We start from the raw sequence: 22,825 nt of genomic DNA, 5'->3' as shown, positions 1-22,825 counted from the left end.
TCCGGCTGCGTCATGCCAGGATGACACAGCCGGGGGCGTGGCCCAAGCGGTAGCTCAGGCCAGCGCCTTGGAGCCCATGTTCAGGAATTTCTGGCGGCGATCCTTGATGATCTCGGCAGGTTTCTTGCCCTCGAACTCGGCCAGCATCTCGGCGATGGCATTGCCAACGGCGGTGATCGCCTCGGAGGGCGCACGCTGCGCGCCGCCGACCGGCTCGGGGATGATGCGGTCGATCACGTCCAGCTTCTTCAGGTCCTGCGCGGTCAGCTTCAGCGCATGCGCCGCTTCTCGCATCTTCTCGGCATCCTTCCACAGGATCGAGGCGCAGCCTTCGGGCGAGATCACCGAATAGATCGAATGTTCGAGCATGGCGATGCGGTTGGCGGTGGCAAAGGCCACAGCGCCGCCCGAACCGCCTTCGCCGATGACCACCGACACCAGCGGCACGCCGATTTGCAGGCATTTCTCGGTCGAGCGCGCGATGGCCTCGGATTGGCCGCGTTCCTCGGCCCCTTTGCCCGGATAGGCGCCGGGGGTGTCGACCAGCGAAATCACCGGCAGGCGGAAACGGTCGGCCAGATCCATCAGGCGGATCGCCTTGCGATAGCCCTCGGGGCGGGCCATGCCGAAATTATGGGTCAGGCGCGACTTGGTGTCATTGCCCTTTTCATGGCCGATGACCACGCAGGGCGCATCGCGGAAACGGGCCAGACCGCCCATGACGGCATGGTCTTCCCCAAAGGCACGGTCACCGGCGAGGGGGGTGTATTCCTCGAACAGCTGGGCGATGTAATCGCGGCAATGCGGTCGCTCGGGGTGGCGGGCCACCTGCGTCTTGCGCCAGGGGTCGAGCTGCTTGTACAGGTCGCGCAGCATCTCCTCGGCCTTCTTGTCGAGCGCGGCGGCCTCTTTTTCAAGGTCCACGCCTTCGCCCTTGCGCGCAAGAACGCGCAGTTCCTCGGCCTTGCCTTCCAGATCGGCAAGAGGCTTTTCGAACTCGAGATAGGTCATTCAGGGCTCCGCGTCGTCATCCGGTCGGGTTCGCGCTCTATATGATGGGCAAGTTGCGGGATTGCAACTTGCGCCTTACCAGCGGGACAGGGCGTCTTCGTCCGACTGGATCGCCTCGACCCATTCGCCGGGGCCGTCGGGGGTGATTTCGCGCTTCCAGAAGGGGGCGCGGGACTTCAGCCAGTCCATCAGATATTCCGCACCTTCAAAGGCGGCGGCGCGATGGCGCGAGGCGGTCGCGACCATCATGATCTGTTCGCCGGGCTCAAGGCGGCCATGGCGGTGAATGATCTTCCAGTCACTCAGCCCGAAGCGTTCGGCGGCCTTGTCACCAAAAGCCTGCAGCGCCTTTTCGGTCATGCCGGGGTAATGCTCGATTTCCAGCGCGACCAGCCGGCCATCCTCATCGCGGACCAGCCCGGTAAAGGTCACGACCGCGCCTGCGCCCGTGCCGAAACCGGAAAGCTCGGTTCCAAGGTCAAAGGGGTCAAGCTGGACGCGGGCGGGCATGATCAGCCCCCGGTCATCGGCGGAAAGAAGGCGATTTCGCGTGCGCCAGCAATGGGCGCATCCAGATCGGCCAGTTCCTGATCGACGGCCACGCGCACCGCCGACAGGTCGGAAAGGGCGCTCGCATGCCAGTCATCCATTGCCGAAAGCTGGGCGACAAGTTCGCGCACGGTTGCGGCTTCGGTTTCGACTTTTTCGCGCGGCTGGCCGATGCGTTCTCGCAGCCAGGCGAAGTAAAGCACGTCAACGACCATCGGGATCCCTCAGGAATGGGCGGGCCTTGTCGAAATAGTCCCAGCCGGTGATGGCGGTCAGGATGGCGGCGACCCAGATCAGCAGCAGCCCGAATTGCGTCGCCAGATCCGACCAGTTGTCCGACCAGGGCAGGCGGGTTTCGCCGACCAGAGGCGGATGGCCGACCTCATAATAGTTCAGCCCGGTGCCCAGAAACAGCACCGAGATGGCGGTCATCTGGGCGGTGGTTTTCCATTTGGCCAGCTTGGTGACCTGAAGCAGCTTGGCCTTGTCGCCAAGGAATTCGCGCAGCCCCGAGACGAAGACCTCGCGGAACAGGATCACGGTCGAAGGCAGGATCAGCCAGGGGTTCATCCCCGAATAGCCGGTGATGATCACGACGGCGATGATGACCATGGCCTTGTCGGCGATCGGGTCCATCGCGGCACCGAATCGGCTTTCCTGCCCCCAGAGCCGGGCCAGATAGCCGTCGAACCAGTCGGTGATCGCGGCCACCAGAAACAGCACCAGCGCCGCGAAATCCGCAAAGGGCCGGCTGAGGAACAGAAACATCAGCGGAACCAGCGGGGCGGCCGCCAGACGCAGAACAGTCAGTAGGTTGGGCAAGGTCCAGCGCATGGGCCGCAATCTAGGCACTTGTTGTGGCGGGGGGAAGGGGGCGCAGCTTCGTGGGCGACAATGATCCTGCAGGACTTGTCCGCGGGTCGGTCTTTGGGTAAATCGTGATTCGTGACGTAATAACATTACATTTAATGAAGGGCGAAACATGCGGGACAGGATGAGCAGGCAGCTTGGCGCGGCGATCATGGGGGCATTCATGCTGGGCGGCCTGGCGCAGGTCGCTTATGCCGAGACGACGACGGCGGCGCATTCCCATGACCACGCACATGACCACGATCATGCGCATGAAGCTGACTCGGCCATCGCCAAGGGGCATTTCGCCGATGAGCAGATTCGGCCCCGCGCGCTTTCCGATTGGCAGGGCGACTGGCAATCGGTCTATCCCCATCTGCAGGCTGGCACGCTGGACCCGGTGATGGCGCATAAGGCCGAACATGGCGACAAGACCGCCGCCGAATACCGCGCCTATTACGAAACCGGCTACAAGACCGATATCGGGCGCATCACCATCAACGGCGACGAAGTCACCTTTCATGGCGCGGGCGGTGCGGTCGCGGGCCACTATGCTAGCGACGGGTTCGAGATCCTGACCTACAAGGCTGGAAATCGCGGGGTTCGCTATGTCTTTGAAAAGACTTCGGGTGATCCGTCCGCGCCAAAATTCATCCAGTTCAGCGATCACGCGATCGCTCCGGTCAAGGCGGGGCATTACCACCTGTATTGGGGCGATGATCGCGCCGCGCTGCTGGCCGAGGTGACGAACTGGCCGACCTATTACCCGGCCGCGCTGGACGGTGCGGGCATTCGTGCCGAGATGATGGCGCATTGAACGCAAGGGGGCGGCGAGGGGCCGCCCCTAACCGTTGTGAAAGTGGTCGATGATCTTCTGGGCCAGAGCCTCGCTGATCCCTTCGACCGCGACCAGATCGGCCAGACCGGCGCGGCTGACCGCCTTGGCGCTGCCGAAATGCTGAAGCAGGGCGCGCTTGCGGGCGGCACCGACGCCGGTGATTTCGTCCAGCGGATTGGCCATGGTGGCCTTGGCGCGTTTGGCACGGTGGGTGCCGATGGCCCAGCGATGCGCTTCGTCGCGCAGGCGCTGGATGAAATACAGCACCGGATCGTTCATCCGCAGGGCAAAGGGGCGTGCGCCGGGGCGGTGGAATTCCTCTTTGCCGTGGTCGCGGTCCTCGCCCTTGGCGACGCCGATCATCGGGATGTCCTCGACCCCCATTTCGGCCATGATCCCCTGCACCGCCGAGACCTGCCCTGCACCGCCGTCGATCAGCAGCAGGTCGGGCCAGATATCGGTCTGGCGGTCGGGGTCTTCCTTCAGCAGGCGGGCGAATCGGCGGGTCAGGACCTCTTTCATCATGCCGAAATCGTCGCCCGGCGTGATCTCGGTGCCCTTGATGTTGAACTTGCGATACTGGCTTTTGATCCAGCCCTCGGGGCCGGACACGACCATGCCGCCCACCGCATTCGTGCCCTGAATGTGGCTGTTGTCATAGATCTCGATGCGCTGCGGCGGTCCGGGCAGGTCAAAGGCATCGGCCAGCCCCTCCAGCAGACGCTGCTGGGCCGCGCTTTCCGACATGCGGCGGGCAAGGCTTTCGCGGGCATTGCGCAGGGCGTTTTCGACCAGCTCGGCCTTTTCGCCGCGCTGGGGCACGCCCAAGGTCACCTTGCGCCCGGCTTTTTCCGACAGTGCCTCGGTCATCAGGTCAGGGTCCTCGATGCCATGAGACAGCAGGATCATCCGAGGCGGGATCTTGCCGTCATAGAATTGCACCAGGAACGCCTGCATCACCTCATCGGCCGATTCGACCCCGTTGAGCTTGGGATAGAAGTCGCGATTGCCCCAGCTTTGGTTGCCGCGAATGAAGAAGACCTGCACGCAGGCCTGTCCGCCCTCGATATGCAGGGCGATCACATCCGCCTCGGGGACGCCACGCGGGTTGATCGCCTGCACCGATTGCACGGCGGTCAGCGCCTTGATGCGGTCGCGAAGCGCGGCGGCGCGCTCATATTCCATCGCCTCGGCAGCCTCGGCCATCTCGCGGGCGAGGTCGGCCTGAATCCGCGTGGATTTCCCGCGCAGGAACAGTTCGGCATCGGCGACCAGCTCGTTGTAATCGTCCTGACCGATCCGCCCGGTGCAGGGGGCCGAGCAGCGCTTGATCTGGAACAGCAGGCAGGGCCGCGTCCGGCTGGAAAAGGTCGCGTCAGTGCAGGATCGCAGCAGGAACACCCGCTGCAGCTGGTTCAGCGTCCGGTTCACCGCACCCGCGCTGGCAAAGGGGCCGTAATAGTCGCCCTTTTCCGACTTCGCGCCGCGGTGCTTCTTGATCTGGGCAAAGGGGTGGGACTTGGCGACAAGGATATTGGGGAAGCTTTTGTCATCGCGCAGTAGCACGTTGTAGCGCGGCTTGAGCTGCTTGATCAGGTTCTGTTCAAGCAGAAGCGCCTCGGTCTCGGTGCGCGTGGTCAGGAACATCATCGAGCAGGTTTCGCGGATCATCCGCGCGATGCGGCCCGAATGGCCGGTGCCGCGCGCATAGTTCGAAACCCGCGCTTTCAGATTGCGCGCCTTGCCGACGTAAAGCACCGCGCCTTGCGCATCCAGCATCCGATAGACGCCAGGCGAGCCGTCAAGCGTGCGCAGATAGTCCTGGATCAGGGCCTGCCCGGTCCTGCCGGGCGCGTCGGGAATCGAAGAATCGGTCATGGCCTGTCAAATGAAATGATTCCCCGCCCCCGCTGCAAGTTCACGACGCGAAGATCAAGCTGAATCCTGTCCACGGAATCTGGGGATAAGTCTGTGAGTCTCCTTGGGAGCAATGGGTCATCCATGAGCGTTTGCTGGGGATTCATTGAGTTGCGCAAAAAATACGCAGTTTACTACAGCATTGATTTTCAATGGAATTTTTTATCAACGCAACAATCCCATGAAAACACACGCAGAATCGTCAACATCTTGCGGTCGATCCCGTCAAGGTGGACAACTTGTCGCGCCAAGGCTGAGGTGCGGCGCTATTCGTCAACCAGCGCATCCGGTGTCTGCCAGGCCAGATGCTGCCCGCCGTCCACACAGATCATCTGACCGGTCACTGATCTGGCGTCCAGCAGGTAGCTGAGCGCGGCACAGATATCCGTGGGACTCGCGCCGCGTTGCAGCACGGTAGCGGCGCGTTGCTGGGCGAACGCCTCGGGGTCTTGGCGGCTGCCCTGCAAGGTCGGACCGGGGCCGATGGCATTCACCCGGATCGCCGGAGCCAGCGCCTGTGCCGTGGTCTGTGTCAGCCACCACAGCCCGGCCTTGGCCAGCGAATAGGTGATGAAATCGGGCCGTGGCCTCTGCACGCGCTGGTCGATCATGTTGACGATCAGGGACTGTGCGAGGGGCTCGCCCTCGCTGATCTGCGCAGGGGCGGCCTGTGCGGCGAATTGCTGGGTCAGCATGAAGGGCGCGCGCAGGTTCGAGGTCATGTGCCGGTCCCAGCTACCGCGGCTGGCATCATGGATGCTGTCTTGTTCAAAGACCGAGGCATTGTTGACCAGCAGGCGCAGCGGACCCATCGTTGCGGTAACACGGGGAATCAGCGCCTCGATCTGGTCCAGATCCAGCAGGTCGGCGGCAAAGACCTCGGCCCGGACGCCAAAGGCGCGGGCCTCGGTCGCGGTCCGTTCTGCCTCATCGGTCGAGGCATGGCAGTGGATCGCGACATCATGCCCGCGACGGGCCAGATGCAACACGATCTCGCGCCCGATCCTTTTCGCCCCGCCTGTGACCAGCGCGGTCATTTCAGTCCGTGGCGCGTCGGTCATTTATAGGGAATTCCCAGAATGCGGGCGATGATCCGGCGCACCCCCGGTCCGGCGGCCAGCGCCAGTGCGATGATGATCAGCAGGCACAGCAGGACGGTCTTGATCATCAGCCCCTCGCATCGAAGCGGGCGAAAGCCGCGCGTTCCTCAAGCGTTTCCATCACATCCCCGGCCGACAGGCCGAAGCGCCGCAGCAGAGGCACGCGCTGACCATAGGTCAGGAAACGCACATCCTTGCCGTAAAGCTCGCGCATCTTGGGGACAAGATGCGCGATGCCATCGGCAAGGCCAAGCTGGACGGCCTCGGACCCGACCCAGATATCGCCGGTGAACAGGTCGCGATCCGCAGGCAGCTTGGACCCGCGACGGGACCTGATCTGGGCCTTGAAGGCCTCGTGAATGGGCAGCAGCAGGCTGTTGAGCCGCTCGATATCCTCGGGTTTCTCGGGGCGGAACGGGTCCAGCAGCGATTTCGACTGGCCGGCGGTATGAACGCGCCGCTCGATTCCGTGGCGGGCGATCAGTTCGGAAAAGCCGAAACCGGCCGAGATCACCCCGATCGAACCCAGAACCGAGCTTTCATCCGCCCAGATGAAATCCGCGCTGGAGGCCAGCCAATAGCCGCCCGAGGCTGCGACATCCTCGACAAAGGCATGGACGGGGACGCGGTGTTCCTCGGACAGGCGGCGGATGCGCGCGCCGATCAGGCTGGATTGCACCGGTGAGCCGCCGGGCGAGTTGACGACCAGTGCGACGGCCTTGGGCTTGCGGCGTTTGAAGGCGCGTTCCAGCAGCAGCGCAAGGCCTGCATCGGACAGGCCGTTGCCACGGGTCGACGCACCGATCACGCCCTGCAGACGGATGACGGCGACCGAGGCGGGGCGGTTCAGGAAGGGGATTTTCATGCGTTACCAGATAGGAACGAGGACGGGGTTCGGCAAGGTTCAGTCCCGGCTGCCCAGAAAGGCGATGACCTCGGCACGGTCGGGCATGGCGTCGCCCGCGCCGTGGCGTGTGACCTGAACGGCGGCGGCCGCGGCGGCGTGACGCAACGCAGTCGGGATGTCCTCGCCACGGGCAAGACCCGCCGCAAACCAGCCGGTGAAGCAGTCTCCGGCCCCGGTCGTGTCCAGTGCCTCGACCGGATAGGCGGGCTGGCGGAAGGTCTCGCCGGTCGAAAGGTCGCGGTACTCGGCCCCCGCCGCGCCGCGCGTGACCAGCAGGCCCTGCACCGGCAGATCCTCGCCAAAGGCGGCAAAGGCCTCGGCAGCCTCGACCTCGTTCACCGACAGGATCGAGATATGGGGCAGGACGACGCGCAGCGCCTCTATTTCGAAGGGGGCTGCGGAATAGATCACGGTTGCGCCCGCCGCGCGTGCCTGTGCGGCGGCCTCGGGTTGAAGGTTGGTTTCATTCTGCATCAGCAGGATGTCGCCCGGCCCGATGCCGGTCAGGTGACGGACCAAGGTTTCATCGGGCAGCGACTGGTTCGCGCCGCCATGCAGGATGATCGAGTTCTCGCCGCCGGTCTCGACAAGGATGATCGCATGGCCGGTGACCTGATGGGGCAGACGTGCGATGTGGTCGGTTTCGACCCCGGCTTGGGCCAGGCGGTCCAGAACCCAATCGTCGGCCGTGCCCATCGCGCCCAGATGCACGACCCTTGCCCCCGCGCGCGCTGCGGCGACCGACTGGTTCGCGCCCTTGCCGCCCAGCCCATGCGACAGGTCGCGGGAATGGATGGTCTCGCCCGAGCGGGGCAGGCTCGCCAGCCGATAGACGTGATCGATATTGATCGAGCCGAGGTTATAGATCGTCATCACCGCATCCTTGAGCCGCTGGGTCGGTATCTGAACGGCGATACCCGGATTTGTCCAGCGCCCGGAATGAAGAACGCGCCCCGAAGGGCGCGTTCCGGTGTCACGATGAAGCTTCGATCACTCGGGCTTGCGGCCGTTCTTGATCGGTGCCCACAGCTTCTTGTTGGTCAGATACAGCAGCGAGGCCAGCAGGATCAGGAACAGCACCGAGACCATGCCGACCTGCTTGCGGTCCATCATCTTCGGCTCGGCCGTCCACATCAGGAAGGCCGCGACGTCGCGGGCCATCTGGTCCACGCTTGCCTCGGTCCCGTCCTCATAGGTGACCTGACCTTCGGTCAGCGGCTGCGGCATCTTGATCCAACGGGTCGAGAAAGCCGCGTTGTGATAGAAGGTGCTGCCCGCCTCTTCCTTGGTTTCACCGTCATAGCCGGTCAGGATGGCGTGGATGTATTCCGGCCCGCCGATGCCCCGGAACAGTTGCGAGATGCCGGTGCCGTAAGGGCCATGGAAGCCCGCACGGGCCTTGGCCATCAGCGACAGGTCCGGACCCATGCCTTCGCCCGAAACGGTCGGGAAATGGTCGGTGGGCGTACGGGGGCGATCCTCGCCGGTTTCGGCGTCGGTGATGTCCAGATTGGCCGCATAGGCGCGGACCTGATCTTCGGGCAGGCCGGGGCCGCCACTGTCGCCCAGCGTACGCAGGGGGACATAACGCAGCCCGTGGCAGGCCGAGCAGACCTCGGTATAGACCTGCAAGCCACGCTGCAATTGATGCTGGTCGAAGCTGCCGAAGGGCCCCTCGAAGCTGAACGAGATATCCTCGATATGCGGGGCGGCGTGGGTGTCCTCGGCGGCCTCGGCATGACCGCCCTCGGCGGCGGCATGTTCCGCAGCAGGTGCCTCGGTCGCGGCGGCGGCGGGTGCTTCGGCAGCCGCAGGGGCGGCCTCGGGTTCCGCAGCCGGAGCGTCAGTTGCGGGCTGTTCTGCTGCTGCCGGTGCCTCGGTCGGCGTCGCTGCAGCCGGAACAACCGGTGCCTCGGCCGGAGCGGTTGGCTCGGCGGTAGCCGCAGCATCAGCTGCAGGCTCGGCCGGGGCCGCAGCTTCTGCCGTTGCCTCCGCCGGAGCCGCAGCGGGTGCGGCTTCGGGGGTTGCTGCCGGAGCCGGGGCCGGTTCGGCCGCGGGCGCTTCGACCGGAGCCGGAGTTGCCGCAACTGCGGGTGCCTCGGTCGCGGCAGGTGCCGTAGCCGGGGCGGGGGTGGTTGTGCCGCTGTGATAGCTGGAACCTGCCGGGGCCGTCGTGCCGGGCGCTGTCGAGGCGTCCTGCGCGACCGCAGCCCCGGTCAGGGCAACGGTCAGCGCCGCAACGGCCGTGAGCGTCGTATTTCTCAGGGTCATTGGTGCCTCTCCTTACTCGGCAGGATGGGTTTTGGCGCCGTAATGGGCGTCGAAGTCTTCCTCGATGGTCGAGGGCATCGGGTCAGGCTTCTCGATGATGCCGAGCAGCGGAAGGATCACGAGGAAATAGGCGAACCAATAGGCCGCACCCGCCAGCGCGATATAGGGATAGATCCCCTCGGCCGGCATGGCGCCCACCCACATCAGCACGACGAAATCGACGGCGAGGATCCAGAACCACCATTTGAACAGCGGGCGGAACCGGCCCGAGCGCACACGAGAGGTGTCCAGCCACGGCACCAGCGCCATGACCAGGATCGCGCCGAACATCGCCAGAACACCGAAGAACTTGGCGTCGATGATGCCGAAGGACAGCCAGTTCACCAGCATCACCACCCAGACATCGGCGGTGAAGGCGCGCAGGATCGCGTAGAAGGGCAGGAAATACCATTCCGGCACGATATGGGCGGGCGTGGCCAGCGGGTTCGCCTCGGTATAGTTGTCGGGGTGGCCTAGGTAGTTCGGCATGAAGCCGACCACCGCAAAGAAGATCACCAGCACGATCGCCAGGCCGACGAAATCCTTGATCACGAAATAGGGCCAGAAGGGCAGGGTGTCCTTCTTGGCTTCTTCCTTCGAGGTCCGGCGCACTTCAACGCCCGAGGGGTTGTTGTTGCCGGTGGTGTGGAAGGCCCAGATATGGACCACGACCAGCGCCGCGATCACGAAGGGCAGCAGATAATGCAGCGAGAAGAAGCGGTTGAGCGTGGCGTTATCGACCGCAGGTCCGCCCAGCAGCCAGGTCTGGATCGACTGGCCAATGCCCGGAATCGCGCCGAACAGACCGGTGATCACGGTCGCGCCCCAGAAGGACATCTGACCCCAGGGCAGCACATAGCCCATGAAGGCGGTGCCCATCATCATCAGATAGATCAGCATGCCGACGATCCAGGTCACCTCGCGCGGGGCCTTGTACGAGCCGTAGTAAAGACCGCGGAAGATGTGGATATATACGGCAAAGAAGAACAGCGACGCGCCGTTTGCATGCAGATAGCGCAGCATATGGCCGCCGTTCACGTCGCGCATGATGTGTTCGACCGAGGCGAAGGCCATGTCGACATGCGGCGTGTAATGCATCACCAGCACCACGCCGGTCGCGATCTGCATCACAAGGCAGAAGGCCAGCACGATGCCCCAGATCCACCACCAGTTCAGGTTCTTGGGGGTGGGGATCATGATCGTGTCGTAAAGCAGGCCGATCACGGGAAGGCGGCGGTGAAGCCAGCGCTCGGGTTCCGATTTCGGCTCGTAATGGTCGTGGGGAATTCCGGCCATATGCGCCTCCTCAGCCCAACTGGATGGTGGTTTCGTTGACGAAGGCAGAGACCGGGATATGCAGGTTCTGCGGTGCCGGGCCTTTGCGGATTCGTCCCGCCGTATCGTAATGCGAGCCGTGGCAGGGGCAGAACCACCCGCCGAAATCGCCCGCGCCATCGCCGATCGGGACGCAGCCCAGATGGGTGCAGACCCCCAGCATGACCAGCCATTCGCCCGCCTCGTCGAGGGTGCGGTTCTGGTCAAGCGCGGGTTCGTCCGGCTTGTTGGCGTTCTCGGCGCTTTGGTCGATCAGCTGGTTCAGCTCGACCTCGCGGCCCTTCTGTATCTCGTCCTCGGTCCGGCGGCGGATGAACACGGGCTTGCCCAGCCATTTGACGGTCAGCTGGGTGCCGGTCTCGACGCCGCTGACATCGACCTGGATCGAGGCGAGCGCCTGAACGTCGGCCGAAGGGTTCATCTGGTTGACAAGGGTCCAGGCGGCAGCGCCGGCCGCGACGGCGCCGGCACCGGCGGTCGCGAAATAGAGGAAATCCCTCCGGGTGGCACCGCTGTCTCCTGCGTGGTCGTCTGCGTGGGACACGGGTCTGATCTCCATTCTTGCCCCGGTGAGGGGCCGATACGACAGAGTGGGGCCGTGATGTGCACTTCCCCCTCCCTGGCGAATGTGTAGCGGTCAAATTTCTGTCAGTCTAGCGCGGGGGGTAGGGCAGCAGGTCGCAACCCCGCGCAGGTGTGGGATTTTGGTTTCGGGTTCCACGCGGTGCGATCACTGCGGATGGGTCACAGCAGCCCTTCGGCACGAAAGCTGAGTTCGCGCGACTTGCCGATGATCAGGTGGTCATGGACGGTAATGCCCATGACCTCGGCCGCGGCGCAGATGCGGGTGGTCATGGTGATGTCGGCCTGCGAGGGCGTCGGATCGCCGGAAGGGTGGTTGTGGACCAGGATCAAGGCGCTGGCGGTCAGTTCCAATGCCCGGCGCATGATCTCTCGCGGGTAGACGGGGACATGGTCAACGGTGCCGCGGGCCTGTTCCTCATCGGCGATCAGCACGTTCTTGCGATCAAGGTAAAGCACGCGGAATTGCTCGATCTCGCCATGCGCCATGGCGGTGTGGCAGTAATCCAGCAACGCGTCCCAACTGGTCAGCACCGGGCGGTGCATGACGCGCGAGCGCGCCAGACGCTGGGCCGCCGCCTCGACGATCTTCAGTTCCTGAATGACGGAATCACCGACCCCGGGAATGGCCTTGAGCCGGGGCACCGAGGCTGAAAGCACCCGGTTGAAGTCCCCGAAGGTGTCGATCAGTTGCCGAGCGAGGGGTTTCACATCCTGACGCGGAATCGCCCGGAACAGCACCAGTTCCAGTAACTCGTAATCGGGCATGGCCTCGGCCCCGCCCTGCATGAAACGGTCGCGCAGACGCTTGCGATGGTCGGAGATGTAGCTGGGTAGTCGCCCGGATAGCAGCGCCGCCTGCGTCACTTCGTCGCTGGCGGGTGCTGGACCGGCCGCGGGGGAGGCGACCGGTGCGAAAAGCGGCAATGGGGCTTCGTTGAATGAGCGATTCGGGTCCATGCCCGAATGCTGCCACAGGCGTGGTAAACGGGCCGTTAATCCGGCCCGTTTGGGGCGTCAGCCCTTCATCTCGTCCCAGAAGCCCTTGATCTTGTGAAAGAAGCCTTGGGTTTGGGGACTGTTGTCGGCCTGGATCGCCTCGAATTCGCGCAGCAGGTCACGCTGGCGCGCGGTCAGGTTCACCGGGGTTTCGACCGACAGCTCGATCAGCATGTCGCCCGCTTCGCCATTCATGCCGGGGCCGTGGCGCAGCGGAGGCATGCCCTTGCCGCGCAGGCGCAGCTGCTTGCCTGATTGCGTTCCCGGCGGAATCTTCACCCGCGAGCGCCCACCGTCGATGGTCGGAACCTCGATCTCACCGCCAAGCGCGGCCGAGATCATGCTGACCGGTACCTGACAGGCCAGCATCCGGCCGTCGCGGATGAAGATCGGATGCTCCTGTACCTCGATGAAGATATAAAGATCGCCCGAGGGGCCGCCGCGCATCCCGGCCTCGCCCTCGCTGGCAAGACGGATGCGGGTTCCGGTCTCGACCCCGGCGGGGATGTTGACGGAAAGCTGGCGTTCCTTCTCGATCCGTCCGGCACCCTGACATTGCTTGCAGGGATTCTTGACGATCTGGCCCTGACCGTTGCAGGTCGGGCAGGTGCGCTCGACGGTAAAGAAGCCCTGACTGGCGCGGACCTTGCCCATGCCCGAGCAGGTCGGGCAGGTCGCGGGTTCGACCGAGCCTTCGGCGCCGGTACCGTTGCAGCCGCCGCAGGCGACCGAACCGGGGACCGAGATCGCCTTTTGCGTGCCGGTGAAGGCCTCCTCCAGAGAGACGCGCAGGTTGTAGCGCAGGTCCTGACCTCGGCTGGCACGCGAACGGCCATTGCCGCCACCGCCGCGCCGACCCATCATGTCGCCGAACAGGTCTTCGAAGACATCGGCAAAGGCCGAGCCGAAATCACCATGTCCATTGCCGCCACGGCCAAAGCCGCCGCCGCCATTTTCAAAGGCTGCATGGCCAAAGCGGTCATAGGCCGCTTTCTTCTGGTCGTCCTTCAGGCACTCATAGGCCTCGTTCGCTTCCTTGAACGCGGCTTCAGAGACCTTGCAGTCCTTGTTTCGGTCGGGGTGCAGTTCTTTGGCCTTGGTGCGATAGGCCTTTTTGATCTCGTCGGCAGAGGCGCCCCGAGTCACACCCAGCACTTCGTAATAGTCACGTTTCGCCATGTCGATCGCGTCCGGGGTCCTTCAAGAGAAAGCCGGCCCGCGCCTTGAATGCTGCGGGCCGGCCGGTTCGTTTACATGCGCTTACTTACGTTTGTCGTTGCCGAGATCTTCGAAATCGGCGTCGACAATGTCATCTTCGTCACGTCCGCGCGGGCCGTCTTCGGGCTCACCGGCGTCAGCGCCTTCGGACTGGCTGGCCTTGTAGATGGCTTCGCCCAGCTTCATCGAAGCGTCCATCAGGTTCTGGATGCCGCCCTTGATCTTGCCGGCGTCATCGGTTTTCAGCGCATCTTCCAGCGCACCGATGGCCAGTTCAATCACTTCGACGGTCGAGCCATCGACCTTGTCGCCATGCTCTTCCAGCGATTTCTTGGTCGAGTGGATCAGGCTTTCGGCCTGGTTGCGGGCCTCGACCAGTTCCTTGCGCTTCTTGTCGGCTTCGGCATTGGCCTCGGCGTCCTTCACCATCTGTTCGATATCCTCGTCGGACAGACCGCCCGAGGCTTGGATGGTGATGTTCTGCTGCTTGCCGGTGCCCTTGTCCTTGGCCGAAACCGAGACGATGCCGTTCGCGTCGATGTCGAAAGTGACTTCGATCTGCGGCATGCCGCGCGGTGCCGGCGGGATGTCTTCAAGGTTGAACTGGCCCAGCATCTTGTTGTCCGCAGCCATTTCGCGCTCACCCTGGAAGACCCGGATGGTGACGGCGTTCTGGTTGTCCTCGGCGGTCGAGAAGATCTGCGACTTCTTGGTCGGGATCGTGGTGTTGCGGTCGATCAGACGGGTGAAAACACCACCCAGCGTCTCGATGCCCAGCGACAGCGGCGTCACGTCCAGCAGGACCACGTCCTTGACGTCGCCTTGCAGAACGCCGGCCTGAATGGCAGCGCCAAGCGCCACGACTTCATCCGGGTTAACGCCCTTGTGGGGCTCTTTGCCGAAATATTCGCTGACGGTCTCGATCACCTTGGGCATGCGGGTCATGCCGCCGACCAGAACGATCTCGTCAATGTCGCCTTTCGACAGGCCGGCATCCTTCAGCGCATCCTGAACCGGCTTGATCGTGCGTTTGATCAGGTCGGCAACCAGGCTCTCCAACTTGGCACGGGTCAGTTTCATGACCATGTGCAGCGGCGTGCCGGTATTCTTGTCCATCGAGATGAACGGCTGGTTGATCTCGGTCTGGCTGGCCGAGGACAGTTCGATCTTGGCCTTTTCAGCCGCCTCTTTCAGGCGCTGCAGGGCCATCTTGTCCTTGGTCAGGTCGACGCCATGTTCCTTTTTGAACTCGTCGGCCAGATAGTTGACGATGCGCATGTCGAAGTCTTCGCCGCCAAGGAACGTGTCCCCGTTGGTCGATTTCACTTCGAACAACCCGTCGTCGATTTCCAGAATGGTGATGTCGAAGGTGCCACCGCCAAGGTCATAGACCGCGATGGTTTTCGATTCTTTCTTGTCCAGACCATAGGCCAACGCAGCCGCGGTCGGCTCGTTGATGATGCGCAGGACTTCAAGACCCGCGATCTTGCCGGCATCCTTGGTCGCCTGACGCTGGGCGTCGTTGAAATAGGCGGGAACCGTGATGACGGCCTGCGTCACCGGCTCACCCAGATAGGATTCGGCGGTTTCCTTCATCTTCTGCAGAATGAAGGCGGAAACCTGGCTGGGCGAATATTTCTCGCCCCGGACTTCGACCCATGCGTCGCCATTGCCGCCGTCGACGATGTTGTAGGGGACAAGCTTCTTGTCCTTCTCGACTTCGGCGTCGGTGGTCCGGCGGCCGATCAGGCGCTTGACGGCGAAGACGGTGTTCGACGGGTTGGTGACCGCCTGGCGCTTGGCCGGCTGGCCGACAAGGCGTTCGCTATCGGTGAAACCGACGATCGAAGGCGTCGTGCGCGCGCCTTCCGAATTCTCGATGACCTTGGGCTGGCTGCCGTCCATGATGGCGACGCAGCTGTTCGTGGTCCCGAGGTCGATGCCGATGACTTTAGACATGCAATAACCTTTCTTACGGCGATATTCTGGGCTTTGGGTCCTGAAAAGGCCCCCACGGCCCGATCCCTGGATTGACCGGAGGGGAAGCCCTCCAAACTCTTGGGGCTATATAGGAAGGGCTGAAACCGCCTGCAAGCTAAGTGGGCGCGAGAATCTGGCCCTGAGGCGGGCCGCCCTAGCGTCCCGCCATCGTACTGACCGAAACCGATTTACGAGTGACGAATTCGGCCATCAGCCCGATCATCAGCAGCGCGATCACGCAGTAGATCGGGTAGCTCAGCGACGAGTTGCGCGGCGAATAGTTGATGAAGGCAAAGCCGCGCGTCTGGTCGATGATGTGAAACAGTGGATTCCAAGTGAAGGAATGCAACAGAAACGTCGGCATGGTGTTCGCAACGAACATCTTGCCGGAGAAGACCATGTTGATCCGCTGGTAAAACCCGGTCATCACAGTTGCCCCCTGCGGCCACCACGGGCGCAGAGACAGGAAAATCAGCCCGATACAGCAGCCCGATAACCATGCCAGCAGCAGCATCGCGTAACAGGCAAGCGGTTGTTCGATATGCACCGGCTGCATCATGTAGTGATAGGCCGACAGGATAACTATGGCCGAGATCGTCTGCTGATAAAGCACCGCCAGCGCCGCGGCGGAAATCAGCACCGCCGTGCTCATTGGACCGTGCTTCATCATCTGGTTCGTGGGATTGCCCGCCCCCGATACCGCGCCAATGGACCTGGTATGGGTGATGAACATGAAGATCCCGGTCATGATGTAGACGATGAAGTCTCCTCGGATCGGAGAGCTCCTTACCCCGACCACCGCAAAGATCAGGTAGAATCCGACGATCATCAGCAGTGACTGGACGATGGTCATGACCAGCCCGACCATGGCGTTGCGCTGCGTCTTGCGCAGATTGTTGACCGTCACATGATAGATTAGCGCCAGCGTCGTGAACGCGGCTTCGAACATGTTGCGGCTGCGGCGCTGGACGAACATCAGGCCCGGTTCCTTTACTGGCGCGAGCGGGCGCTTGCCCTGCGCATTCGGTGGCATCATAAGAAACCGAACAGCTGCATTCAATCGCCCCTGCCCGATGGGTGGTTGCGACGAAAGGGAAAGTCCATGCAATTCGATGTAATGATTTCCGAAATGCGCCGTCTGGCCATCAAGGCCGGCGAAGAGATCATGCGGATCTACAATGCCGAGGACTTCGAAGTCCGCGCGAAATCCGACTCGTCTCCGGTGACTGAAGCGGACGAGGCGGCGGATGCGTTGATCTCGGCGGGGCTGCGCGCCGCCTTCCCGGATATCCCGCTGGTGACCGAGGAGCAGGCCGACACGCATGGCCAGACTCTGTCGACGTTCCTGATCGTCGACCCGCTGGATGGAACCAAGGAATTTATCCAGCGCCGCGGTGATTTCACCGTCAACATCGCCTATGTCGAGAATGGCAAGCCGCGCTTCGGCGTGGTCTATGCCCCGGCCAAGGAACGGCTGTTCTACACCGTCGCCAGCGGCGGTTCGGTCGAGGAAAAGGGGCCTTTCGGCGACACCCCCGGAGAAGTCGCCCCGATCGGTGTCAATTCGATGCCCGACAACCGCCGTCTGATGGTTGTCGCCTCGAAATCGCATCGGGACGCGGCGACCGATGACTATATTTCGCGCTACAGCGTGCGCGACATGACCTCGGCAGGCTCGTCCCTGAAATTCTGTCTGGTCGCCACCGGAGAGGCCGATCTCTATCCGCGTCTTGGCCGGACCATGGAATGGGACACGGCGGCGGGCGATGCGGTCCTGCGCGGTGCAGGCGGCGAGGTCGTGCGCTTTGACGATCACAGCGCGCTGGCTTATGGCAAGCCGGGCTTCGAAAATCCCTTCTTCATCGCCTTTGCCCCGGGCGTGCTACTGGTCAAAGGCTGATCAATGTCTGTCGTCATCGTTATTCCTGCCCGCCACGCCTCGACGCGCTATCCGGGCAAGCCCCTTGTCGAATTGCGCGGTGCCACCGGCGAAGGTCTGTCCCTGATCCGTCGCAGCTGGGAGGCCGCCTGCGCCGTCGAAGGCGTCGACCGCGTGATCGTCGCCACCGATGACAGCCGCATCCGTGACCATGCCGCAGGTTTCGGAGCCGAGGTCGCGATGACCTCGCCCGAGGCGCGCAACGGGACCGAGCGCTGCGCCGAGGCCGTCGCCAATCTGGGCCTGACCCATGACATCGTCGTGAACCTGCAAGGCGATGCGCCGCTGACGCCTTCGTGGTTCGTCGAGGAACTGGTCCGCGGCTTGCGCGAAGACCCCGGTGCCGATGTTGCGACCCCGGTGCTGCGCTGCTCGGGCGCGATGCGTTCGGAGCTGATTGCGGATCGCGTGGCGGGTCGCGTTGGCGGGACCACGGCGGTTTTCGGCCATGACCGGCGCGGGCTCTATTTCTCGAAGGAAGTGATTCCCTTTGCCGCGGCTGAATTCGGGCCGAACGATCCGACGCCGGTGTTTCACCATGTCGGCGTCTATGCCTATCGCCCCGAGGCGCTGGCCGAATACCCGACATGGGACGAGGGCCGACTGGAGGCGCTGGAAGGGCTGGAGCAGCTGCGTTTCCTTGAGCGCGGTCGCAAGATCCTCTGCGTCGAGGTCGAAGCACGGGGGCGTGAATTCTGGGAACTGAACAACCCCTCGGACGTGGAAAAGCTGGAAGCGATGATGCAGCGCATGGGCATCGCCTGAGCACTGTGCCCGGCGGGTCGTCGCCGATTCCTGCCTCGGTCATCGTGGTCTCGCGCGGGCGTCCGCGCGAGCTGCAGGCCTGCCTTGCGGCACTCAGTCGCCAGACTCATCCGCTGTTCGAACTGATCCTGGTCGCCGACTCGCCATCGCTGGGGTTGCGGCCGGATCTGGCCATCAAGCGGGTGAGGTTCGACGAACCCAATATTTCCGTCGCGCGCAATGCCGGGATTGCCCAGGCTGCGGGCGATATCGTGCTGTTTATCGATGACGATGCACTGGCCGCACCGCGCTGGATCGAGCGGCTGACCCAGCCCTTTGAGGATGCCCGTGTCATTGCTGCGACCGGCTTCACGCGCGGACCCGACGGGCTAAGCTGGCAGGTCCGGGCCGAGCGCATCAATGCCTCGGGGCAGGGACGCGCGATCCCGGTCACATCGCCCACATTGCTTGGCCCGGAAAACGGCACGGCGATCAGCACGGTCGGCACGAATTGTGCGTTTCGCCGCAGCGCCCTGACCGCGATCGGCGGCTTCGATCCGTCCTTTGCCTATTTTCTTGATGAAAGCGATGTGAACCTGCGGCTGGCGGCACGGTTTCCCGAGGGGCTGACAGCCGTCATCCCCGAGGCCGAGGTCATTCACGGACTTGCGCCGGGTGTGGCCCGTGCGGCGGCGGGCGTGCCGTCGGACCTGCAGGCCATCGGACGTTCGGCTGCAATCTTTGCCACTCGCCACGGTGGCGACGTTTCCTGGCTGCGCCATGCGCAGCGGGTCCGATTGCTGCGACATATGGTGGCAGGCAGGTTGGACCCCTTGGCTGTGGGGTCGGTGTTGCGCACGCTGGATATGGGTCTGGCCGAAGGTGTCGGCGTCAACGCCGCTCCGTCCAAGTGGGCGGCCGAGTCTCCCCCGGATTTCTTGCATTTTCAGGCTGCTCCTGCCGCGCCGCTTTTCCTGTCGGGTTGGTACTGGCAGCGCCGCGTGCTGCGAAAACAGGCAGCTGCTGCCGTGGCCAAAGGGGCCGCGCCATTGATCCTGCTTTTGACGCCATCCTTCATTCCGCACCGGAAAATGCTGCATTCCGGCGGGTGGTGGGAACAAAGCGGCGGGGCATGGGGTCCATCGCAACCGGGTGATTCAACAGTAATAACCATGCGACCTTCCGCCCGGATTCTACGCGAGCGTGCCTTTTTTGCCGCGACGCAGCATTAAATGGGCAGAATTCTGCCATCTTGTGCACGAGCGCTTAACTTTTCTTAATTCGACTGAACTATTACACTGCCTTCGCAATTATTGTGCATTAACCGGCGAAGCGTCATAATCTTCGCTGCCTCGGCACTGACACAGGAGACCCGTTCCATGAGCCGCAAAGTTACCAAAGCTATCTTCCCGGTTGCAGGCCTTGGGACGCGTTTTTTACCGGCGACGAAAAGCGTTCCTAAGGAAATCATGACGCTGGTCGACCGTCCGCTGATCCAATACGCGATCGACGAAGCCCGCGCCGCAGGGATCGAGGAATTCATTTTCGTTACCTCGCGCGGCAAAGGCGCTCTGGAAGATTATTTCGATCACTCGCATGAGCTTGAATCGAGCCTGAAAAAAGCGGGCAAGAACGACCTTCTGGAAATTCTGCGCTCGACCAACATGGATAGCGGCGCCATCGCCTATATCCGCCAGCACAAGGCCTTGGGTCTGGGCCATGCCGTGTGGTGCGCCCGCCGTCTGGTCGGCGACGAGGCCGTGGCCGTCATCCTGACCGATGACGTGATCATGGGTGAGCCGCCCTGCCTGCAGCAGATGATCGAGGCCTATCAGGAAACCGGTGGCACCATGGTCGCCACGATGGAAGTTCCGGCCGAAAAAACCAAATCCTACGGCGTTCTGGACGTGGCCGAGGATATGGGCGCGATCGTCCGCGCCAAGGGCATGGTCGAGAAGCCCAAGGAAAACCCGCCGTCGAACCTTGCCGTGATCGGCCGCTACATCCTTGCGCCGACGGTGATGGAGAACCTCAACAAGCTCAAGCAGGGTGCGGGCGGCGAGATCCAGCTGACCGACGCCATTGCCGATGAGATCGAGGAAGGCCGCGACGTGTTCGGCCTGCGTTTCCGTGGTCAGCGCTTCGACTGCGGCTCGAAAGCTGGCTTCCTGCAGGCGACCGTGGCCTTTGGCCTTGCTCGCGATGAGCTGAAAGACGAGTTCAGCGAATATCTGGCCGATGTCATGGCGATGCGCCGGGCCGCCGAATAAGATGTCGCAGAAGGTTCTGGTAACGGGCGGTGCGGGCTATATCGGCTCGCATGCCTGCAAGGCGTTGCGTGATGCGGGCTTCACCCCCGTCACTTATGACAATCTCTGCACCGGTTGGCAGGATGCGGTGAAATTCGGTCCCTTCGAGCAGGGCGACCTGATGGACCGCGCCCGGCTGGATGAGGTCTTTGCCACCCATAAGCCGATCGCAGTGATGCATTTCGCGGCGCTGAGCCAGGTCGGCGAAGCCATGCGCGAGCCGGGCAAGTACTGGCGCGGCAATGTCTCGGCCTCGCTTAGCCTGATCGAGGCGACGCTGGCCGCAGGTGTGCGGAGCTTCGTTTTCTCCTCGACCTGCGCGACTTATGGCGATCATGATGGCGTGGTGCTGGACGAAAACACCGCGCAGCTGCCCCTGAACGCCTATGGCGCCAGCAAGCGCGCGATCGAGGACATGCTGAAGGATTTCGGTGCGTCTGACGGGCTGAAGTCGGTCATCTTCCGCTACTTCAACGTGGCAGGTGCCGATCCGGATGGCGAGGTGGGTGAATTCCACCAGCCCGAAACCCACCTGATCCCGCTGATCCTTGACGCCATCGACGGCAAGCGCGACGCGCTGACCATCCACGGCACGGATTATCCGACGCAGGACGGAACCTGCATCCGCGACTATGTCCATGTCATGGATCTGGTCGATGCGCATGTTCTGGGCCTGAAGCACCTGCTGGACGGCAAGGTCGCTGCGGGCGCGCATGATGTCTTTTGCCTGGGAACCGGCAACGGCTTTTCCGTGCGCGAGGTGATCGACCATTCCCGCCATGTCACCAACCGCCCGGTCCCGCTGAATGAGGGGCCGCGTCGCGGCGGTGACGCAGTGAAACTGGTCTCGGGCAGCGAAAAGGCCGTGGCGGTGTTGGGGTGGAATCCCGAACGCTCGACCCTGCCGCAGATGATCAGCGATGCGTGGCGCTGGCACCAGAACGGCGGATATGAGCGCTGATCCGGCGATCCTGCTGGATGTCTCAAGACTGATCTCGCGCCTTGGCAAGGGGCCGGCGACAGGCATCGACCGTGTCGAGGCCGAGTGGCTGGCCCATCTGCATGATGCGGAAATTCCGCATCTGCTGCTGGCCCGCGTGCCGCGTGCCCAGCTTGTCCTGCCGCCCGAGGCAGGGCGCGCGATCGTGAAATGGCTGGCCGGGGCGCTGGGGGACCTGCCGCCTCCCCGGCTGATCGACCGCCTGCGCGGCAGGCGCGGGGCCACGGTGCGGGCGAGCGTCGCCCTGCGCAAGATGGCGCTGCTGACCGCGCGCTCGACAGGGCGCGGCATTGCGGGCTTCGTGACCGAAAAGCTGGGGCCGCAGGTGGCCTATCTGAATGTCGGTCACAGCAATCTGACCCGCCCGCTTCTTCATCATCTGGCGCCGCTGCTGCGGACCATCCTGATCCATGACACCATTCCGCTGGATCATCCCGAGTTTACCCGTAAGGGAACGACGGCGCTCTTTCGCAAGCGACTGGTGGCGGCGCTGGGGCAGGCCGATCTGGTCATGACCATTTCGGAATCCAGCCAGTCCGACGTGCTGCGCTGGCGCAAGACGCTGGGGGTGAAGTCCACCGCGCCGGTCGTCGTCGCGCGGATTGGCACCCGGCTTCAGGCCGCATCCGGGGCAGGTCTGCCTGCGGGGCTGGACCTGTCACGCCCCTTCTTCATCACCTTGGGCACGATCGAGCCGCGCAAGAACCACGCGCTGCTTCTTGATGCCTGGGACGAACTGGCCCGGCGCATGCCTGCGGCCCGCTTGCCGCGCCTATACATCATTGGCCGCCGCGGCTGGGAAAACCGCGAGGTCTTTGCCCGGCTGGACCGTCTCCCCCCCGATGGTGCGGTGCGCGAGTTTTCCGCGCTCAATGATGGTGCGGTCGCAGAACTGCTGGAGCGTACACACGGACTTTTGATGCCCAGCCGGGCCGAGGGTTTTGGCCTGCCGCTGACCGAGGCCGCCGCCCGTGGCGTGCCGGTCATCTGCAGCCCGATCCCACCCGCGCGCGAGCTGCTGGGCGATTACGCGCATTATCTTTCCCCCGACGATCACCGGGCATGGGCGGGGGCGGTCTCGCTGCTGGCCGGTGCGCTGCCCTTGCGGATGACGCCGCTGCCTGTGCCGCAATGGCCAGCACATTTCGCGCAAGTTTGCTCAGCAATGCGCGAACGATTGCACCTCAGGGTGGCGAAGGTTATTCCCAGCTAAAATTAGCGAAGAGTGCCCGTGCTGC

Annotated in this window: 22 protein-coding genes; 7 read left to right on the top strand and 15 right to left on the bottom strand. The window is 63.4% G+C overall.

Annotation, left to right across the window (positions count from 1 at the left end):
* Window positions 1-54: 54 nt before the first annotated feature.
* The 4 genes from GL300_RS04980 to pgsA form a co-directional block, all read right to left on the bottom strand.
* Entirely contained in the window at window positions 55-1,011 is a 957-nt protein-coding gene (locus GL300_RS04980; protein ID WP_155038428.1) for an acetyl-CoA carboxylase carboxyltransferase subunit alpha, read from the bottom strand.
* Window positions 1,012-1,086: 75 nt separating this feature from the next.
* Window positions 1,087-1,521, bottom strand: a complete 435-nt coding sequence (locus GL300_RS04975) for a molybdenum cofactor biosynthesis protein MoaE (protein WP_155038427.1) — start codon at window positions 1,519-1,521, stop codon at window positions 1,087-1,089.
* Between the two features lie 2 nt (window positions 1,522-1,523).
* On the bottom strand, window positions 1,524-1,775 hold the full coding sequence (moaD, locus tag GL300_RS04970; RefSeq protein WP_155038426.1) for a molybdopterin converting factor subunit 1: 252 nt from the start codon (window positions 1,773-1,775) through the stop codon (window positions 1,524-1,526).
* Complete coding sequence (pgsA, locus tag GL300_RS04965) at window positions 1,765-2,394, bottom strand: CDP-diacylglycerol--glycerol-3-phosphate 3-phosphatidyltransferase (RefSeq protein WP_155038425.1); 630 nt, start codon at window positions 2,392-2,394, stop codon at window positions 1,765-1,767. Before pgsA ends, moaD begins: the two co-directional genes overlap by 11 nt.
* Window positions 2,395-2,554: 160 nt before the next feature.
* On the opposite strand from pgsA, the gene GL300_RS04960 reads away from it, so the two are divergent.
* A complete protein-coding gene (locus tag GL300_RS04960; protein ID WP_394206415.1) occupies window positions 2,555-3,226 on the top strand; it encodes a ZinT family metal-binding protein in 672 nt (223 codons plus the stop codon).
* Window positions 3,227-3,253: 27 nt separating this feature from the next.
* On the opposite strand, the gene uvrC is transcribed toward GL300_RS04960, so the two are convergent.
* The 11 genes from uvrC to GL300_RS04905 all read right to left on the bottom strand — a co-directional run bounded on the left by uvrC (window position 3,254) and on the right by GL300_RS04905 (window position 16,571).
* A complete protein-coding gene (gene uvrC / locus GL300_RS04955) occupies window positions 3,254-5,125 on the bottom strand; it encodes an excinuclease ABC subunit UvrC (RefSeq protein WP_155038423.1) in 1,872 nt (623 codons plus the stop codon).
* 305 nt (window positions 5,126-5,430) lie between these two features.
* Window positions 5,431-6,201, bottom strand: a complete 771-nt coding sequence (locus GL300_RS04950) for an SDR family oxidoreductase (RefSeq protein WP_155038422.1) — start codon at window positions 6,199-6,201, stop codon at window positions 5,431-5,433.
* 130 nt (window positions 6,202-6,331) lie between these two features.
* Window positions 6,332-7,129, bottom strand: a complete 798-nt coding sequence (locus GL300_RS04945; protein ID WP_155038421.1) for a S49 family peptidase — start codon at window positions 7,127-7,129, stop codon at window positions 6,332-6,334.
* Window positions 7,130-7,168: 39 nt separating this feature from the next.
* A complete protein-coding gene (locus GL300_RS04940; RefSeq protein ID WP_155038420.1) occupies window positions 7,169-8,044 on the bottom strand; it encodes a PfkB family carbohydrate kinase in 876 nt (291 codons plus the stop codon).
* A gap of 117 nt (window positions 8,045-8,161) precedes the next feature.
* Window positions 8,162-9,442: a cytochrome c1 gene (locus tag GL300_RS27040; RefSeq protein WP_155038419.1), complete on the bottom strand. Its 1,281-nt coding sequence runs from the start codon at window positions 9,440-9,442 to the stop codon at window positions 8,162-8,164.
* Window positions 9,443-9,454: 12 nt separating this feature from the next.
* Entirely contained in the window at window positions 9,455-10,777 is a 1,323-nt protein-coding gene (gene petB, locus GL300_RS04930) for a cytochrome b (RefSeq protein ID WP_155038418.1), read from the bottom strand.
* A gap of 10 nt (window positions 10,778-10,787) precedes the next feature.
* Complete coding sequence (petA, locus tag GL300_RS04925) at window positions 10,788-11,360, bottom strand: ubiquinol-cytochrome c reductase iron-sulfur subunit (protein ID WP_343042894.1); 573 nt, start codon at window positions 11,358-11,360, stop codon at window positions 10,788-10,790.
* Window positions 11,361-11,560: 200 nt separating this feature from the next.
* Window positions 11,561-12,358, bottom strand: coding sequence for a RadC family protein (gene radC, locus GL300_RS04920; RefSeq protein WP_155038416.1), 798 nt, complete (start codon window positions 12,356-12,358; stop codon window positions 11,561-11,563).
* 57 nt (window positions 12,359-12,415) lie between these two features.
* A complete protein-coding gene (gene dnaJ, locus GL300_RS04915; RefSeq protein ID WP_155038415.1) occupies window positions 12,416-13,576 on the bottom strand; it encodes a molecular chaperone DnaJ in 1,161 nt (386 codons plus the stop codon).
* 81 nt (window positions 13,577-13,657) lie between these two features.
* On the bottom strand, window positions 13,658-15,574 hold the full coding sequence (dnaK, locus tag GL300_RS04910) for a molecular chaperone DnaK (protein WP_155038414.1): 1,917 nt from the start codon (window positions 15,572-15,574) through the stop codon (window positions 13,658-13,660).
* A gap of 175 nt (window positions 15,575-15,749) precedes the next feature.
* The gene (locus tag GL300_RS04905; RefSeq protein WP_155038413.1) at window positions 15,750-16,571 is read right to left on the bottom strand and encodes an ABC transporter permease; all 822 of its coding nucleotides are present in this window, start codon (window positions 16,569-16,571) and stop codon (window positions 15,750-15,752) included.
* 126 nt (window positions 16,572-16,697) lie between these two features.
* Between GL300_RS04905 and cysQ the strand changes: the two genes are divergently transcribed.
* The 6 genes from cysQ (at window position 16,698) to GL300_RS04875 (ending at window position 22,800) form a co-directional block, all read left to right on the top strand.
* A complete protein-coding gene (gene cysQ, locus GL300_RS04900; protein WP_155038412.1) occupies window positions 16,698-17,495 on the top strand; it encodes a 3'(2'),5'-bisphosphate nucleotidase CysQ in 798 nt (265 codons plus the stop codon).
* 3 nt (window positions 17,496-17,498) lie between these two features.
* The gene (locus GL300_RS04895) at window positions 17,499-18,299 is read left to right on the top strand and encodes a 3-deoxy-manno-octulosonate cytidylyltransferase (RefSeq protein ID WP_155038411.1); all 801 of its coding nucleotides are present in this window, start codon (window positions 17,499-17,501) and stop codon (window positions 18,297-18,299) included.
* A gap of 5 nt (window positions 18,300-18,304) precedes the next feature.
* On the top strand, window positions 18,305-19,510 hold the full coding sequence (locus GL300_RS04890) for a glycosyltransferase family 2 protein (RefSeq protein ID WP_343042893.1): 1,206 nt from the start codon (window positions 18,305-18,307) through the stop codon (window positions 19,508-19,510).
* 147 nt (window positions 19,511-19,657) lie between these two features.
* A complete protein-coding gene (locus GL300_RS04885) occupies window positions 19,658-20,548 on the top strand; it encodes a UTP--glucose-1-phosphate uridylyltransferase (RefSeq protein ID WP_155038409.1) in 891 nt (296 codons plus the stop codon).
* A 1-nt stretch (window position 20,549) separates the two neighbouring features.
* On the top strand, window positions 20,550-21,548 hold the full coding sequence (galE, locus tag GL300_RS04880; protein ID WP_155038408.1) for a UDP-glucose 4-epimerase GalE: 999 nt from the start codon (window positions 20,550-20,552) through the stop codon (window positions 21,546-21,548).
* Window positions 21,538-22,800, top strand: coding sequence for a glycosyltransferase family 4 protein (locus GL300_RS04875; protein WP_155038407.1), 1,263 nt, complete (start codon window positions 21,538-21,540; stop codon window positions 22,798-22,800). The genes galE and GL300_RS04875 overlap by 11 nt, the downstream gene beginning before the upstream one ends.
* Window positions 22,801-22,825: the final 25 nt, after the last annotated feature.

Source organism: Paracoccus litorisediminis, assembly GCF_009711205.1.
In the GTDB taxonomy this organism is placed as follows: domain Bacteria; phylum Pseudomonadota; class Alphaproteobacteria; order Rhodobacterales; family Rhodobacteraceae; genus Paracoccus; species Paracoccus litorisediminis.
The sequence above is the reverse complement of the archived record's forward strand: the minus strand, read 5'-3'. Positions and strand labels throughout refer to the sequence as shown.

What these genes read in the sequence shown, in the direction of transcription:
- GL300_RS04980 (WP_155038428.1), bottom strand. Translation starts at nt 1,011, where the DNA reads ATGACCTATCTCGAGTTCGAAAAGCCTCTTGCCGATCTGGAAGGCAAG.
- GL300_RS04975 (WP_155038427.1), bottom strand. Translation starts at nt 1,521, where the DNA reads ATGCCCGCCCGCGTCCAGCTTGACCCCTTTGACCTTGGAACCGAGCTT.
- moaD (WP_155038426.1), bottom strand. Translation starts at nt 1,775, where the DNA reads ATGGTCGTTGACGTGCTTTACTTCGCCTGGCTGCGAGAACGCATCGGC.
- pgsA (WP_155038425.1), bottom strand. Translation starts at nt 2,394, where the DNA reads ATGCGCTGGACCTTGCCCAACCTACTGACTGTTCTGCGTCTGGCGGCC.
- GL300_RS04960 (WP_394206415.1), top strand. Translation starts at nt 2,555, where the DNA reads ATGAGCAGGCAGCTTGGCGCGGCGATCATGGGGGCATTCATGCTGGGC.
- uvrC (WP_155038423.1), bottom strand. Translation starts at nt 5,125, where the DNA reads ATGACCGATTCTTCGATTCCCGACGCGCCCGGCAGGACCGGGCAGGCC.
- GL300_RS04950 (WP_155038422.1), bottom strand. Translation starts at nt 6,201, where the DNA reads ATGACCGCGCTGGTCACAGGCGGGGCGAAAAGGATCGGGCGCGAGATC.
- GL300_RS04945 (WP_155038421.1), bottom strand. Translation starts at nt 7,129, where the DNA reads ATGAAAATCCCCTTCCTGAACCGCCCCGCCTCGGTCGCCGTCATCCGT.
- GL300_RS04940 (WP_155038420.1), bottom strand. Translation starts at nt 8,044, where the DNA reads ATGACGATCTATAACCTCGGCTCGATCAATATCGATCACGTCTATCGG.
- GL300_RS27040 (WP_155038419.1), bottom strand. Translation starts at nt 9,442, where the DNA reads ATGACCCTGAGAAATACGACGCTCACGGCCGTTGCGGCGCTGACCGTT.
- petB (WP_155038418.1), bottom strand. Translation starts at nt 10,777, where the DNA reads ATGGCCGGAATTCCCCACGACCATTACGAGCCGAAATCGGAACCCGAG.
- radC (WP_155038416.1), bottom strand. Translation starts at nt 12,358, where the DNA reads ATGGACCCGAATCGCTCATTCAACGAAGCCCCATTGCCGCTTTTCGCA.
- dnaJ (WP_155038415.1), bottom strand. Translation starts at nt 13,576, where the DNA reads ATGGCGAAACGTGACTATTACGAAGTGCTGGGTGTGACTCGGGGCGCC.
- dnaK (WP_155038414.1), bottom strand. Translation starts at nt 15,574, where the DNA reads ATGTCTAAAGTCATCGGCATCGACCTCGGGACCACGAACAGCTGCGTC.
- GL300_RS04905 (WP_155038413.1), bottom strand. Translation starts at nt 16,571, where the DNA reads ATGTTCGTCCAGCGCCGCAGCCGCAACATGTTCGAAGCCGCGTTCACG.
- cysQ (WP_155038412.1), top strand. Translation starts at nt 16,698, where the DNA reads ATGCAATTCGATGTAATGATTTCCGAAATGCGCCGTCTGGCCATCAAG.
- GL300_RS04895 (WP_155038411.1), top strand. Translation starts at nt 17,499, where the DNA reads ATGTCTGTCGTCATCGTTATTCCTGCCCGCCACGCCTCGACGCGCTAT.
- GL300_RS04885 (WP_155038409.1), top strand. Translation starts at nt 19,658, where the DNA reads ATGAGCCGCAAAGTTACCAAAGCTATCTTCCCGGTTGCAGGCCTTGGG.
- galE (WP_155038408.1), top strand. Translation starts at nt 20,550, where the DNA reads ATGTCGCAGAAGGTTCTGGTAACGGGCGGTGCGGGCTATATCGGCTCG.
- GL300_RS04875 (WP_155038407.1), top strand. Translation starts at nt 21,538, where the DNA reads ATGAGCGCTGATCCGGCGATCCTGCTGGATGTCTCAAGACTGATCTCG.